Consider the following 14,938-nt stretch of genomic DNA (forward strand, 5'->3'; position numbering starts at 1 on the left):
CAGCAGGGTAATGTCGTTGCTGCCGCCACGGTGGGCGAATCGGGTTCCCTTGACGAAGTCGGCGCCCTGGACGAGGGCCGCGACGAAGGAGGGTATCTCGGCCGGGTCGGCCGAGCCGTCGGCGTCGAGCGTGACCACGATGTCCCCCGATGCCACGGCAAAGCCGCAGGCCATGGCGTTGCCCTTGCCGTATCGGGTCTGGCGGACGACGACCACGTCGGGGCGTAGCTCGCGGGCCAGTCGGACGGTGTCATCGGTGGAGTTCCCGTCCACCAGGATTATTTCGGCGTCCACCGGAAGTCGGCCGAATACTTCCCGCAGATTCCGCGCCTCGTTGAGCGCCGGAATCACCACACTTACCGATGGCGAATCACCCGAACCAGACAAGGACGCCCCCCTGGACAGACCTGGATAGTCGGTGGACCACGGTGGAATTTCGTCCTGCCGAGCTTCCGACCACGCGCTCGTCACGCGCCGTGACTCTAGATAATGGATGTTGATAGCTCTGGAAACCCGGGATGCTGGCGTGTCGCCGACGGGGGTCGGGATATTTCCTCATCGCCGGCGGCGGATGGCACGCAACCGGCGGCTCAACCGTTTCCCCGGCCGGTCGGGGCATGGCCAGCGGATGCGTTCACCGGGACACGGTCGCGGCAGCGATACACGTTCAGACGAGGTGTCCAGACGGGGTTCTGGACGCGCGACCACTGAGGTGCGTACGTTCGCCACGACCGGCGGGTCGCTGGGGCTGCTCACCGACTGGCTCACCTTCGCTGGCTACGGAAGAAGGATCGTTCCAGGTCCAATCCAGCAGCAACTATGAACACCCACTGCCATCCGATGGAGCGGAGAACAACCAATATGGCCAAGGCCGGGGACACCGCACGACGAAGGCCCGAGGTGTCTGACTCGACCGGGGGGCGGGACGAGGACCCCGCGGTGCTCTCGTCGGTGGCGGCCACGCCCCGGGACACGACCGTCCCGGCTATTCCGCGACAACGGCAACCAGAGCCGCYGGCAGCCGGGCCGCCGGAGTGGAAGGTCAGGCTGACCGCCAGAATCTTCATCATCGATGCCACGGCAATCACGGTCGCGCTTACCTGTTCCTATCTCCTCCGGTTCGGCATGAATGCGAACCCAACCGTCCACGGGGCGTCATATCTTTCCGTCGCGATAGGTATCGGACTGGGCTGGATCGCCATGCTCGGCGCCGCCGACACCTATCAGACGAAATATCTGGGCATCGGAACCGAGGAATACCGGCGGATCAGCGTCGCGACATTCCGACTGTGGGGCACGACGGCGATCCTCTCCTACGTCCTGCGCGCAGAAGTCGCTCGCGGGTTCTGTCTGGTGGTCCTGCCGCTGGGGCTACTGCTGCTGATTACCGGTCGGATGCTCGCCCGCCGACGGCTGGTGGCGGCTCGGCGGGCCGGCCGTGCCCGCCACCGGGTCGTCGTCGTCGGCGACCGTAGCACGGTGGCCGAACTCGTCAGCGAGCTCCGATATGAACCCGCAGCCGGATTCGAGATCGTCGGCGCATGTCTACCCCGGCAGGACGACTACTCGGCCGATTATTCTCCCTTTCCCGTCCTCGGCGCCCTGCCGGCGCTGCGGTCCACCGTCGCCCGCGCCATGGCCGACACGGTGGTGGTCGCCTCGTCCGTGGCGGTCAACATCGAAGCCGCCAAGCGGATCGCCTGGGACCTCGAGGGGACCGGTGTCGATCTTGTCATCGCGTCGAGCATGGCCGGAATCGCCGGGCCGCGGGTATCCCTGCGGCCGATCGCCGGTCTCCCCCTGCTACACGTGGAGAGCCCGGTCTATACCGGTTGGCGAAAGGTGGCCAAAGACATCTTCGACCGGGTCCTTGCCGCCGTGGCCCTCGTTACCCTGTCCCCGCTGCTGCTTCTCGTCGCGTTGACCATCCAGGTTGACAGCACCGGACCGGCATGGTTTCGCCAGACCCGGGTGGGTAAGGACGGCCGCGAGTTCCAGATCCTCAAGTTCCGGACGATGTACGTGGATGCCGAACGGCGCCGGGCAGCGCTGGAGGAGCGCAACGAGGCCGACGGACCACTTTTCAAAATTCGCGACGACCCCCGCGTCACTCGGGTCGGACGAACGCTACGGCACCTGTCGATCGACGAGCTGCCGCAACTCGTCAACGTCCTCCGCGGCGAGATGTCGCTGGTGGGGCCGCGGCCGCCGCTGCCGGCAGAGGTCGCTCAATATCACGACTCCGTCCACCGTCGATTCAAGGTCAAGCCCGGCCTGACCGGACTGTGGCAGGTGAATGGGCGTTCAGAACTGCCCTGGCGGGACGGGGTGCGACTCGACCTCTACTACGTAGAGAATTGGTCGATCATGCTCGACCTCGCCATCATCGCCCGGACTGTTAGCGCCGTGCTGCGGCGGTCCGGCGCATTCTAGGCTGGCGGAAGGGGCGGATAGCCGGCCCGCCAGTCGGCCCGCCGGGTCCATACGACGCGCCAGCCGCCGCTCCCGGTGYCGGCCGGCCGGCCGATTACCGTGGCGAGGGCCGCCCGCAGCGCCACCCCGAGGACCAGCATCGCCAGACACACCGTCCGGCGCCACCCGGTCCAATGGGTCCGCGCCAATGTCACCTTGCCCGTCATCACCAGCACGTGCTTGTCCGCCCATCCGGCGGAGGACGCACCGCCATGGTGAACCACGACCGCGGCGGGTGTGATCACGGGATCCAGGCCGGCCCGGCGGGCCCGGATCGACAGGTCGACGTCCTCGCCGTACATGAAGAAACGGGAGTCGAAGCCACCGAGCTGCTCGAACAGCGCGCGTGGGATGAGCAGCAGGCAGCCCGTCACCACCCCCACGGTCCGAACCGTGTCGCGAGGCCACGGTCCCATCGATTCGGGATCGAACAGGGCCGAACGCCGGAAGGCGGTGGACAGTCCGAGGCCGAAGCACACATGGCTCCAGACGGTCGGAACAGCCCAGCACGACCTGGGGTCGACGGTGTGGTCTGGACCGAGGGTGCGACCGCCGTAGATGCCGTGCCTAGGGTTGGCCCGCGCAAAGTCCAGCAGGTTCGCGACCGCGCCGGGGAGCACCACCGTGTCGGGGTTGAGGAGGAGCAGGTACTCCCCCTTCGCCTGGGAAGCCGCGAGGTTGACCGCCCGACCGAAGCCGAGGTTCGTCCTCTGCTCGATCAGGTTCACGCTGGGAAACCGATCACGGATGATCGAGACGGAGTCGTCCGTGGAGGCGTTATCCAGGACGATCATCTCGGTCGCGAGGCCGTCGGACGTGGCCGCACAGGACTCCAGGCATGCCGCCGTCATCGCGCCGGTGTTGTACGAGACGATCAGGATCGAGACGTCGACGCCCATTTCCCTCTCCAGACCCAGGTAATCTGTGACCCAGGTAATCTGTGTCGGCAGTGGTGGTCCGGCCATCGGCCGTAACGCGAATCGTGCCGGCTGGCCCCGGCCGCCAGTTCCTGCCTCACCCTAGACGACGGGTTGTCGTTCGGTTGGTTATCCGACCGCAGGCCGGCGGGCGTTTCTGGCGTATTCCGGATCCTCGCAACGTGGGCCAGTATTCCCACCCGGTCTCCTGGTCTGCTCCTCGGGGTCAGCAGCTTCGCTGCCAGATCAGCGCCTTGGCGAGGGCGCCCCACTCGTAGGCGATCGCATAAGGCCATTCCCGGAGGCGACGCGGACCGACCACAGTGACCCGCAGATCACCGTGGAAGCAGCGGCTGATGCGGATGCGGGCGCGGGTGTCCTGCGCGCGGCCGGTGACGAAGAGGATCCTGGTCCAGCCATGTCGGGCGGCGAGCTCAGCGGCTGCCCGCGCCTCGCCCCGCGTAGTCACCGGGTGCGGAGAAAAGCAGATCACCTCCGCCTTCGGTGCCTCGTGGGCCGAGCACCCCCGCGTCCCTGGGGTGGACATCACGAGGACGGGAGCGTAACCGGTACGGGCCAACTCGATCGCCTTGCCGGTTCTGTCCCCCGGACCCGCCAACATGACGATGGCGTCCGCCTGGACGGGCACGTCGGCGGCGGGGAATACGAACAGCCGAAGGGTAAGCGCGGTGAAACCTGCCAGGAACACCGCGAACAGCATCACGATGAGCCGGCGTCGCCCCGCTCGTCCCCGCCGGTGGCGCGCAGCCCGGCCCGCCCCCGGCGGGGGACCGGATGACCCCCGCTCACCGGCCGGCGGTGACGACGCAGCGGAAACCACACCGTCATTCAAACATGCCGGTGTCCGACCACGACCGAGGAAACCGTCGGTGCCCGAGGACCCCGGCCGGTCCCGAACGCCCATCTGTCGGTATTTCTCCTGACCACGGATTCTCCGTTTTCCGGGCTGGGCTAGAGCTCTCTCAACAAAGTCGCGAACCGGCGGGCCTGAGCTTCCGTGTTCAGGCGATGCTCGACGTCCAGGCGGGCGGCCGCACCGAGCGCGGCCGCCCGGTCCGGGTCGAGCACCAGATGCACGACCGCTTCAGCGAGCGCATCGGTGTCGTAGGGCGGAACGAGAATCCCGGTACGGCCGTGATCGACGTAGTCCCGGATGCCGGGGGTATCGGTCACCACGACGGGACGACCACTGGCCATCGCCTCCAGCACGACGGTTACGCCGCTCACGTGAAGATTGGGCCGGAGGCAGACGACCACCATCGACGCGGCCCTGTACAGATCGCTCACCTCGGGAAGAGTAAGACGGTTCCGACGCCGGCCGAGCCACGGTGGCACGGCCACGTTTCGGGCTGTCACCAGCTCGAGTCTCAGCTCCGCCAGCCTCAGCTCCGCCAGCCTGCTCCACCCCTGGGACAGGCCGCGGATCAACGTTTCGAAGTCGCGGTGCCGATCATTTCCGACACTCACCACGAGCCCTTTCTTCGGAGGGTTGACAGAGGTCCGGAAAAATGTGGAGTCGACCCCGAACAGGACGTGCGAGAAACGTCCTTCAGGAATGCCCAGCTGCGTTCGGAGCGGCGGAATCTGGGCGGTGGAAAGCGTAAATATCCGGCTGGACCTTCGCAGGGCACAACGGGCGATCTTCAGCGAGCCGGGCCGTCGACCGGCGACATCGGCCAGCCAGATCACGCCGGTCACGACGGGGGGATGGTTTCGCGTTCCCGCCATCAGCGCCGCCGGGACCCCGACCCGCTCGTCCCAGCACAAGACGACGTCCGAGCCACCGACCGTTCGGCGGGAGGCCGCGGTCTCCACCCACTCATAGCCGCCGAAAATACGCGGACCACGAACGAAGAACGCGTCCCGGGATACCCGCAAGCTAACCGGAGAGACTTTCACTGAATAGCGCGCCAACCGATCGAACCCATACGGAAGAGCGTCCGGAACCTCGCCGCGACCGTGACGCTCGCGCCACTTGTTCGCGTCAAGGCCGCCGCTGTAGTGAAGCGCAAGATTACATTCGACCATTAGTCCACCTAAGTTCTGGTAGTTCACGAGAGTTCTCATCGCCAGCGCCGGGCGTCACCACGGGAAGTGTCGTCGGGTCCCCACGCACGCGCCCGGTCCGGTCACGATGGTCTACCGTGTGTGCCGCCCGCCTACCTGAATACGACTGCGTCGCGCGGGCCGGCGCCGGCCTGGGGTGATCAGACCGTGGATTTTGTCATGCAACAGTCAGATCGCGCCGACCGGGTGAGCGGAAAAACCCCCGCCACCCCGGCGCACTATAAGCATGCGCGCGCAAGCGTCGTCATTCCGGCCTATAACGAGGCGGCCGTGATCGGCCGCTGCCTTGACCGGCTCGCCGACGGCGCCGCCCCCGAGGACCTGGAGATCGTCGTGGTCGCCAACGGCTGCTCCGACGAGACCGCCCGTCGGGTCCGCGACCGAGGTGTCCGCTGCGTGGAGACCGCGAAGGCCGGCAAGGCGGCCGCGCTGAACCTTGGCGACGCCGAGGTCACCACCTTCCCGCGATTCTATGTGGACGCCGACCTGGAGGTGTCCGGCGCCGACCTGCTACAGGTGGCCGACGTGCTGCGGACCGGCCCGGCACTGGCCGCATCACCGCACCTGACAATCCGTCTTGCCGGCACGAGCCGTGTAGTACGCGACTACTACCGCATCTGGCTGCGGCTGCCCTATGTGCGCAACGGCCGAATCGGTGGGGTCATCGGAGTGAGCGAGCAGGGCCGGGCCTGTTTCGATCGTTTCCCGGACGCAATCGCGGATGACTTCTTCCTCTATCACCGGTTCGCACCGGATGAGCGATCCACGGTCGACGGCACCTGTTTCGTCGTACATCCGGCCCGGACCGCACGCGACCTCGTTCGACAAAAGAGCCGGGTTTTCGCCGGCAACGCCCAACTGCGCGCCCTCGGGCTGGCGCCCGCGGGCGGTTCCACGAAGGATGGTCGTGGCATCGTCGGCGGGTCCGTGGACTGGCTCAGGGTGGTCCGCGCCGAGCCCCGCCTGCTCGGCGCGGCGCCGGCGTACCTCGCGGTCTCCACCGTGGCGAAGGTGCTCGCCCGCCGGAAGGTGCGTCGCGGGGACCTCGGCACGTGGGAGCGTGACGGCAGCAGCCGCGGAGGCAGCCCGGCACCGTCAACGTCGACGTCGTGTCCCTGACCTTACTTCGGGTCCGGCCACACATCGGGTCCGGCCACACAGGTCATCGGGTCTGGCCACACAGGACCACCGGCCGGCCGTTGTCCGCCCAGACATTCCCGGCACTGAAGAAAGTGCTCCTACCGGCATCGTCGTTGCCCAGCCGGCAGACATTCCAGCGGAAGCCGCGGCCGAAACGGTTGTCCGTCACGCGGAGATTCTTGGCGGCGACCACGAGCGTCGTTCCGCCGGCGTTCAACCAATTGTGGTCGACGACCACGTCACGGTTGCCTCCGTTCGCCCACTCCAGAAAGACGACGGCTGTCTGGGTCTTGTCGTACGGGGAGAGGTCGATGTTGTTGCACACCACACTCAGTTTCCGGACGCCGCGGACCTGGATGCCGTCGGTGTGGGCCCCTTTCGGCGGCCTTCGGTCGTGGACGTAGTTATGGCGGATGATGACGCCGGAAACCGGTTCGAGCGTGGACGAGATGTGGAAGCCGTCGTCGCCACCGGAAAGATTGCTGTACTGGATGACGTGACCGGTGCCACCGCTGATCGCAATCCCACTTGTCGCCACGTGATCGATCAGCACGTGGCTTCCGCGCACGCGGATGCCATCGTGGACGATCGAGTTTCTTATCGTCACGTTGTCGGCGTAGATGTCGATGAGTCCAGAGAACTCCTTGTTCTCCAGTACCTGTCCGGGAGTGGCCAGTTTCCCGGCGGGCATCGGCTGGAACCGGGATCCGGGCGCGGGGCCGGTGTTCGAGGCGTCCGGCTTGCGGTCGCATCCTCGGGCCGCGGCCTGGTCGTCCCCTGGTAGGCCGCGGGTCGCGGCAGCGCCATCCGGTGAAACCCCGGCCGGGACAGTGGCGGGGGCCGGTGCGCCCGCCGTCCGCGCGGGCCCGCCTCTCGAGCGAAGGGCGACCAGCAGCCCACCGCCCGCCACCAGCACCGCAAGCATCGCCACGGATCCAATCAGGACATACCGGCGTCGATTGGTCAACTCAGCGCGAGCCATCGAATCCTTCCAGGGATATCCCACTGAGCCGGAGGCCGCGCCATACCGGCTCTTTTCGCGGGTCCGCAGACCCGAGCGAGGACCGCCAGCCGGTCTACGCCTGCACCGCCAGAAGACGGGATTCGGCCGGCGCGGCCGGGCCAAGGACGAAGTCCAGGAAGGCGACGTGCCGAGCGGACCAGCTGTTGTCCGCGACGAAATCCAGCCGGTCAGCCTCCGTGACGGCCGGCCAGATCAGGACCTCGTTCATCGCCGCCACCGGATCGTCCCCCGGGCGCAGCAGCCGGACCCGCCGCCCGATGCCCCGAACCGGGGCGAGGTCCGTGGCGAGGACGGGACGCCCGGCCGCCAGATATTCGTAGATCTTGATGGGGTCCATGGCCTCGGTCAACGGAGTGCTCCGGTGGGTGAGCAGGCACACGTCGGCCGCGGCGATCAGACCGGTCACGGCCGGCCGGGGCAGATGCCCAGGCAACCGCACCGACCGCAGCAACCGCAGCGACCGGACGGAGGCCTCGTCCGGGATGGGGCCGGCCAGAATCACGGTGCCGGCCGACGCCAGGCGGCGAATCATGTCCAGATCGAGGCGAGTGTCGACGGTGCCCGCATACACGCACCACGGCCGCGGGAGGCGCCGGAGCCAGTCCGGCGGGGACGGCGGGCGCAGCCACTCGGCCGGATCGACACCGTTGTGCACGACCAGCCCGGCACCGGTGGGATGGAGGCGTTCCAGCAGCGGCCTGGACACCGCGATGACCGGCAGCCGCCGGCGCCGGATCTCCTCGTAGGCATGCCGGAAGGCCGGATGCCACCGCCGTAGCGGTGGGTAGGTCGCCCAGTCGTCCCGGGCGTAGTACATGACCGAGCCGGCCCAGGACATGTCGGCAAAGCCCGCCAGCGGCGGATACATGGTGATCACGACGGGTCGTTTACAGCCGGCTCGGGCCGCGGCCCGGCCGAGCCTCCTGTCATACCGCCGATAGGCCGCCCGCAGCGACGGCAGCGTCACCGGGTCCTTGCGGCGCCACCGCTGCGGCGACACCAGATGCCCCTCAACGCCACCGGACGGTGGCAGGACGGTGCTCCGGCCGCCCCGCAGCACCGTACCGAGATGGCTCCGGAACGGCTCGGCCACCACCACGCGCCGGACCCGGGGCGATCGCAGCAGGGTTAGCAGGAGACGATCGGGAGGACGCATGTACGCCCTGATCGCCATGTCCTGGAGCGTCTCGATCGGCAGGGCCAGCACCACGTCCCGCTGATCCGCCGTGGGGGCGTCTTTCATAAGAGTGAACTCCTTCACCGTTGAGCCATCGGGTTCACCCGTGAGCCGTCGGGCCCAGCGCGCCGTCTCTGCGCGACGACGCCGAAGCAGGCTGCCCCGAGCCGGCGCTCGCGCGCCGGACGCACTGCAGTAGGTCCGCCAACGCGGGTGGACGTTGCCTCCACGTGATCACGACGTAGGTCGCGGCACCAGCCAGCACGCTCGCCAACAGGCACACCGGGCGGGCGAGCCGGAACCCGTGGGTGAGCCACTGGACGGCGGCCATCACGGCGACGGTCCCCGCGGTCGCCACGACGTGYGGCCAGACCGCGGTGACCAGCTCGCGCGGCTTCGCGTCCACCAGGCTGAAGGGAATCGCGAAGCCGGGCGGCAGCAGGAGGACGATCACGATGGCGTACGCCGCCGCGACCCCGTTGATTCCCCACGGCAGGCCGGCGAAGTAGCTGCCGAGCATCAGCAGGCCGGAGAAGATTCCCCAGCGCAGCAGCAGGTCGGTTCTTCCCTTCACGTTGTAGAGGACTCCGACGCTGAAACTCACCGACTGGATGCCGCCGATCGGGGCGAGCAGCCAGATGAGCGGCACCAGCCGTTCCCAGCGCGCGCCGAGCACGACCAGGACGACGTCGCGCGCGACGACAGTGAGTCCAGCCATGACCGGAAAACAGACCAGAGCGGCGACCGCGCATGACCGGAAATAGACCCGGCGGATCGCGGAGTGATCGTTCTGGAGCCGGGAAAGACCGGCGAACATGACTTCCTGAAACGCCGTGGAAACAGTGCTCACCGGATACATGAGCACCCGCTGCGCCAGGCCATAGTAGCCCAACTGCTGGGCTCCGAGGAAATGCCCGACAATCACCTTGTCGCCGTGCAGCAGAAAGAAGTTGAAGACGCTGAACCCGCTCAGGTTGGCGCTGAAACGCARCACGGACCTGACCTCGGCGGGGCTGAACGAGGCCCTGGGACGCCACGGCGACTGYAGCCACGCGACGAGGGTGGTGACCCCGAATCCGACCAGATAGCCGATGACCAGTGACCACACCTGGTAGCCCAGCAGAGCGAGCACGATCGAGCAGGCCGCGTTGGCCGCCGTCCCGATGATGTTCGCCGCGGCGACGGCACCGAACTTCATCTCCCGGCGGAGCAGCCACTGTTGCAGGTCACCGAGGCTGGCGAGCAGCAGGCCGAGGCCCAGGACCTGGAGCACGGGCGTCAGCGCCGAGTCGCCGTACAGGCTGGCCAGGCCGGGCGCCAGCAACGCCAGCAGGCCCGAGATGACCAGACCAAGCCCGATATTGAGGAAAAAGACGCTGCTGAGCAGCCGCTCGCTGATCTTGTCTCGTTGGACGACCGCCATGCCGGTCCCGAAACCCCGCAGAATTTCGAGGAACATCACGATGACCAGCGCCATCGTCATGAGACCGAACGCCCGCGGTTCGAGCAGGTGCGCCAGGACGACCTGGACCAGCAGGCGGGTGACCTGCACGACAACCTGGTTCACCGACATCCACCGGGCGCCGCTGGCCATCGAACCGCGCGGCGCCCGACGGGGCGGCGACGGTTCCGCCACGGTCTCCCTCGCCCCCGACGGGGCGGCCGACCGGGTCACGGCCGGCTGGGTCACGGCCGGCTGGGTCACCGCTGCCCCCCGGGGGCCAGGACCGCCGGTGCGGCGGTCATCCGCCAGAGTGCTCCGGCGCAGCCGATGAGCAGGAACAGCAGGCCGGCGAGCAACGCGAAGCTCAGGGCGTCGAAGGTGAGGAAACTGGCGACCCCGGCGAGGATCGAGGCCGTCAACGCCTGGCCGAGCTCCCGGTCACGCTGTTCCCGGGCCCACCGCCGCGCCCCACGGGCCACCGAGAGACCGACGGCGACCCAGACCAGCAGCACGGTTGTCCCGACGACTCCGGTCTCCAGCACCGAGCCGAGTAGCTGATTGTCAAGGTAGAAGTACTGGTGGGGGGTGAACGTGCCCAGCCCACGGCCGAGGAGCGGCCTTTGCGTGAACAACTTCCAGACCGGGGCATAGTCCTCGGTGCGGCCGGTCACGCTGGGGTCCGCGTCGGCCCGCAGGAACAGCGAGACGGTCGCCTCGATCAGACCGGGAAACACCGTGTGCAGGACGAGGACGGACCCGGCCAGCGCCAGCAGGCCGTTGAGGCGGCGGCGAACCGGCCAGATCGCCGTCAGGGTCAGGATCGCCACGGCGAGGCTCACGGCGGTGCTTCGCGAGACGCTCATCGGCAGGACGGCCCCGATGACGGCGACCTGGGCCCAGGCACCGACCCGCGCCCACCCGCGGGCGGCAATGGCGTAGTGCAGGGCCAACGGCAACACCACGGCCAGGACAACCCCGAACTCGATCGGATGCACGGCCGTCGCGGCGACCCGCTCGAAGCCGGACCGGACGTCAATGCGATCGACGTCCGGACTGAGCGACAGTCCCGGGGGGACCAGGACGGCGCTGTAGTTACGACCGGTCAGAAACTCGATCCCGCCGATGGCGGCCATGAAGGTGGCGCCCAGCACCACCCGGCGCAGCAGGCTGTCCAGCCGGGTCCGGCACCGGATCGCATCGGCGGCCAACAGCGTCACCCCGGCCTGTGCCACCACCGTCACGAGACTGCGATGAGCGGAGCTGACCTCTGTCGCCTCCACCACGCGGGTGAACATCATCGCGAAACTGAGCGTGAGAACCCATACGAGTACCAGCGTCGCGGCCCGCACCGGCTGGAACACCGGGTCGAAGCGGGCACGTCGTGCGGCCTGGTGAACCAGCCAGCCGGCAAGACAGCAGAGGCCGACGGGCACGGTCAGCTTCCCCAGCGGGGGGAGCCGGTAGGTCGCCGGCACGGCAAAGAGAACGAAGACCATCGATGTCAGCAGCGTCACCGCGTCCCGCCGACTCGCCAGCAGGGGTACCGCCACGGCCGGGACGGCCAGCACCACGGCCGGCCCGACCGGCCCGAGCACCATCGCCGCCGCTACGGTGGCGGATCCGAACGCGACCGCGGCGAGCACCGGCCCGGCGACGCCGGGTGCCTGGCCGGTACCGAACGGCCCGACCCCCGGCGCCGCCCGGCCGACGAGAGAGCCGGCGGTCATCCGGCCACCAGCCCGCTGATCACCGGTTCGCCTCTCACCGATTCGCCTCGAACCGCCAGGCGACCCGTCGAGTGCCCGCCATGGAATCTTCGGGCAGTGCGTGCCGTCCGCGCCGACCCCGGCCGCGGCTGGCGCCTGCCCGGGCGGCACCGTAATGCTCCGCCCGTGACCGTGACCGGGCCCGGCGCCCGACCTCGGCGTCGACGGCAAGCGCCAGCCCCAGCGCCGCCGCTACGCCGAGGAACGCGACGGTGCCAAGCAGCTTGAGGCTGCGGGCGGGCCGCACGCTCATCAGCGGCGGCTCGGACAGCGGCGCTATCCGGTAACGCTGGTCCGGCGGCACAGCAGACTGCAGGCCGTTCGACTTCGCGGTGATCACACGTACCACCTGATCCAGGGTGCGAGTGGCCTCGGTGGGATCGGCGGCCGTGGCCGTTATGTCGAGGAATACCGTCTCCGGTTGCACCGAGATCTCGTAGTCACCATGGAATCCAGCCGAACGGATCTCCTCCCGTACCTGGCGAGAGTCCATGATCTTCGACTCCGTGAGAGCCAGCGACTTGAGCGAATCGCCGAAGTAGGAAAGCGGGTTGACGGGCTGCAGGATAAACCCGGAACCGGAGGAGGATGCGGCGAGCTTCTGCTCCACCGACGGGCCGACCACGAGGACCATGGCCTTCGTCTGGTAGACGGGCTTGGCGACAGACATCGTAATCCCGATTGCGGCCGCCGTGGCGAGCAGGATCGGAAGCATGACATACCATCGGCGGAACGCCGTTCTGGAGACCGTCACGATGTCCATGTCGGACTCCCCCGGTAAGCCGACGACGCCGACGGCGAGGCCTGGTCCGCACCATGACCGGAAGGTTCTGTCATTCGGGGCTCCAAGGATTCATGCACCTGAACCGATCCCATCATCAGCCTGGACCGATTCAATGTAGTCGCCCTGCGCCGCGCCGATATGCAGGCCGACCCGCGTGTCGCCGCGCTACCTGGACCGCTGGGAGGGGAACTTCGCGGCGATTCGTGTCCCGATTCGGGTCCCGATTCGGGTCCCGAATGCCGCGCGTACCTCGCCACCCATGTGCCGAGCATGGGGCAATGCCCACTGCCGCCCCAGAACCGCCAGGCAGCGAGCCCGCTCGGCCCGGTCGAGCCGGTCGTGGGACAGGATCACGTGAACCATCCTGATGGTCTTCTCCACCATCGGCAGCGACGGCGCCCGCCGGTGCGGGTCAAACCACAGAGCGCGTTCCGCGGCATCTGGGTTGGCATTCATAGAAGTATTCTCGTGGAAACGCCTGAGAAACAGGCGTTCGGGCACCTCGACAAACTGGCCGCCCAGGGCGAGCTGCGCCAGGAGAACCACGTCTGAACCGACGTACTTTCCGATGAGATCCGTCTTCAGGAGCGCTTCTGCCCGTATGACGCCGAATACCGGATGGTATTCCGTACGGGTCGACAGGAAGTGTCGCAGACGCTCGTGCGGCGTCGGCTCACACAGGTTCATCCCATCCTCGAAGCCACCGGTCACCGTATCGTTCAGGTCGATGAGCGCCGTTTTGGGGTAGGCCAGGACGGCGGCGGACGACGCGGCAGTCAGGGCCTCGACGCACCGGCTGACGAACGCGGGGGCGCAGAGGTCGTCATGGGCGGCCCACTTGAAGTAGGTTCCCGCGGCGAGGTGGACGATCCGGTTGTAGTTCCAGGCCGCGCCGCGGTTCACCGGACTCCGGTGGTACTCGATCCGCGGATCCCGGCGGACGAATTCCCGGCAGATCTGCTCGGTTCGGTCGGTGCTGCCGTTGTCGGCGACGACGATCTGAAGATTCGGGTAGTCCTGCACGACGATCGACTCCAGCGCCCGAGCCAGGAAGTTCTCCCCGTTGAAGACGGGTAGTCCCACCGTCACGAGCGGCCGGGCGTCCGGGTGGGGTGACGGGACACCGGGCCCCACAACACCACGGTCCACAACATCACACCCCACAACATCACGCCCCACGACACCACGCCCCGCCTGGCGATCAGGTCCCTTGGGTCGGGCCTCGTCCTGGGTGCCGCTGTCGATAGGTATGGCCATTCTCCATCGTCCCTCCGTCCGACCGGAGCCGAACCTCTGCTGACGAGATTGTCAGCTGCTAAGTGGCACGACCTCCGCGGGCACACCCAGTTCCGCCAACCGGCCGCGCACCTCGTCCAGATACAGCGGATTCGGAAGAAAAACGCGCCCCACCCGCTCCACCGACAGGTCCTCGGGTGCCAACACCGGATGCCCGGTGCCGGGCACGAACAGGCCCCTCTTCCGCGGGTTGAGGTCGACGACTCCCCGCACGGCGGAACCGACGTCCAACACGTTGAGGAATGCCACCCCCTTGGACCCCGCGCCCCAGACCAGCGCACGCGGCGCGTCCCAGGCGGAATCGGCGTCCGTCGCCAGGTCGGCGAGATGCGCGGACCAGCGCCCGACAACCTCCCGGTAGACGTCACCGAACTTTCTGGCCTGGACCACGAAGCGGTCCGTCGCCACCACGTCCTCGCCGGCGGCCGGTCCGATCCGACCGGACGGACGGGTCGTCGGCGCCGTCTTGGCCTCGATCCAGAGGAACTGGTCACCGTAGGATGTTCCGGCGTCGGTGATGGTGAACCCGGCCGCGCTCACCACCCGCCGAAGTCCAGCCGGCGAGAAGTACGACACGTGCGGGTAGATGAAGTCCCACACCCCCGCCTCGCCGAGGACGAAGCCGCCGTTGGGCACCTCGAGATACAGCGACGCGTCCCGGCCGCCCAGCGCATTGCGGATATCGGTCAGAAAGCCCAGTGGATCGGACACGTGCTCGAGGACGTGCCGGCAGACGACAAGATCCGCCGGGAGATGGGAATAGCGCGAACCGTACAGGTCGACCACAAAGGTCACCGCGGCGTCGTCGGCACGTTCGGGGCCGATGTAGG

The 14,938-nt window shown here is 67.9% G+C and carries 13 protein-coding genes; 2 read left to right on the forward strand and 11 right to left on the reverse strand.

Annotated elements, in window-relative coordinates; genetic code table 11:
* Window positions 1-387, reverse strand: a 387-nt coding sequence (locus KBI5_RS10175) for a glycosyltransferase family 2 protein (protein ID WP_133056998.1), incomplete at its 3' end; no start/stop codon positions are given.
* A 513-nt stretch (window positions 388-900) separates the two neighbouring features.
* On the opposite strand from KBI5_RS10175, the gene KBI5_RS10180 reads away from it, so the two are divergent.
* Complete coding sequence (locus tag KBI5_RS10180) at window positions 901-2,433, forward strand: sugar transferase (RefSeq protein WP_241882796.1); 1,533 nt, start codon at window positions 901-903, stop codon at window positions 2,431-2,433.
* Here KBI5_RS10180 and KBI5_RS10185 read toward each other — a convergent pair.
* The 3 genes from KBI5_RS10185 to KBI5_RS27315 all read right to left on the reverse strand — a co-directional run bounded on the left by KBI5_RS10185 (window position 2,430) and on the right by KBI5_RS27315 (window position 4,880).
* Window positions 2,430-3,371: a glycosyltransferase family 2 protein gene (locus KBI5_RS10185; RefSeq protein WP_085015101.1), complete on the reverse strand. Its 942-nt coding sequence runs from the start codon at window positions 3,369-3,371 to the stop codon at window positions 2,430-2,432. The two genes, KBI5_RS10180 and KBI5_RS10185, sit on opposite strands and share 4 nt — an antisense overlap.
* A gap of 244 nt (window positions 3,372-3,615) precedes the next feature.
* Window positions 3,616-4,113, reverse strand: coding sequence for a YdcF family protein (locus KBI5_RS10190; protein ID WP_157493285.1), 498 nt, complete (start codon window positions 4,111-4,113; stop codon window positions 3,616-3,618).
* A gap of 248 nt (window positions 4,114-4,361) precedes the next feature.
* Complete coding sequence (locus tag KBI5_RS27315) at window positions 4,362-4,880, reverse strand: glycosyltransferase family 4 protein (RefSeq protein WP_206745251.1); 519 nt, start codon at window positions 4,878-4,880, stop codon at window positions 4,362-4,364.
* A gap of 756 nt (window positions 4,881-5,636) precedes the next feature.
* Between KBI5_RS27315 and KBI5_RS10200 the strand changes: the two genes are divergently transcribed.
* Window positions 5,637-6,596 (forward strand): glycosyltransferase, encoded by a 960-nt coding sequence (locus KBI5_RS10200; RefSeq protein ID WP_023840916.1) that lies wholly within the window; start codon window positions 5,637-5,639, stop codon window positions 6,594-6,596.
* 43 nt (window positions 6,597-6,639) lie between these two features.
* Here the strand turns inward: KBI5_RS10200 and KBI5_RS10205 are convergent, their stop codons facing one another.
* The 7 genes from KBI5_RS10205 to KBI5_RS10235 all read right to left on the reverse strand — a co-directional run.
* A complete protein-coding gene (locus KBI5_RS10205) occupies window positions 6,640-7,599 on the reverse strand; it encodes a right-handed parallel beta-helix repeat-containing protein (RefSeq protein WP_011436011.1) in 960 nt (319 codons plus the stop codon).
* A gap of 94 nt (window positions 7,600-7,693) precedes the next feature.
* A complete protein-coding gene (locus KBI5_RS10210; protein WP_011436010.1) occupies window positions 7,694-8,884 on the reverse strand; it encodes a glycosyltransferase in 1,191 nt (396 codons plus the stop codon).
* Window positions 8,885-8,918: 34 nt separating this feature from the next.
* Complete coding sequence (locus KBI5_RS10215; protein WP_011436009.1) at window positions 8,919-10,412, reverse strand: lipopolysaccharide biosynthesis protein; 1,494 nt, start codon at window positions 10,410-10,412, stop codon at window positions 8,919-8,921.
* A gap of 107 nt (window positions 10,413-10,519) precedes the next feature.
* Complete coding sequence (locus tag KBI5_RS10220; protein ID WP_011436008.1) at window positions 10,520-11,989, reverse strand: O-antigen ligase family protein; 1,470 nt, start codon at window positions 11,987-11,989, stop codon at window positions 10,520-10,522.
* 34 nt (window positions 11,990-12,023) lie between these two features.
* Window positions 12,024-12,791: a Wzz/FepE/Etk N-terminal domain-containing protein gene (locus KBI5_RS10225; protein WP_011436007.1), complete on the reverse strand. Its 768-nt coding sequence runs from the start codon at window positions 12,789-12,791 to the stop codon at window positions 12,024-12,026.
* A 186-nt stretch (window positions 12,792-12,977) separates the two neighbouring features.
* The gene (locus KBI5_RS10230) at window positions 12,978-14,069 is read right to left on the reverse strand and encodes a glycosyltransferase family A protein (protein WP_023840918.1); all 1,092 of its coding nucleotides are present in this window, start codon (window positions 14,067-14,069) and stop codon (window positions 12,978-12,980) included.
* A 51-nt stretch (window positions 14,070-14,120) separates the two neighbouring features.
* The coding region (locus tag KBI5_RS10235) for a class I SAM-dependent methyltransferase (protein ID WP_085015102.1) at window positions 14,121-14,938 on the reverse strand (818 nt) is incomplete at its 5' end.

This window comes from Frankia sp. KB5 (assembly GCF_002099325.1).
GTDB classification, from domain to species: domain Bacteria; phylum Actinomycetota; class Actinomycetes; order Frankiales; family Frankiaceae; genus Frankia; species Frankia casuarinae.